At 68.8% G+C, this 301-nt stretch carries 1 pseudogene; it reads right to left on the reverse strand.

Annotated elements, in window-relative coordinates:
- Positions 1–301, reverse strand: a pseudogene (locus J0695_RS40630) (RNase J family beta-CASP ribonuclease); the annotation flags it as partial.

Here is a 301-nt window from a genome sequence, read left to right on the forward strand (position 1 = left end):
CCAGGATCTGCTGGATGCGGTGGACGTGGCTGGCGAAGCTCGCCACGATGATCCGCTTACGGGCACCGGCGAAGACCTGGCGCAGGACGTTGGAGATGTCCCGTTCGGGCGGGACGAAGCCCGGGACCTCGGCGTTCGTCGAGTCGGACAGGAGGAGGTCGATGCCCTCCTCGCTGAGCCGGGCGAACGCGTGGAGGTCCGTGAGGCGGTTGTCCAGCGGGAGCTGGTCCATCTTGAAGTCGCCAGTGTGGACCGCCATGCCCGCGGGCGTGCGGATGGCCACGGCGAGAGCGTCGGGGAT

It is taken from the genome of Streptomyces beijiangensis (assembly GCF_017315755.1).
Classification (GTDB): Bacteria; Actinomycetota; Actinomycetes; order Streptomycetales; family Streptomycetaceae; genus Streptomyces; species Streptomyces beijiangensis.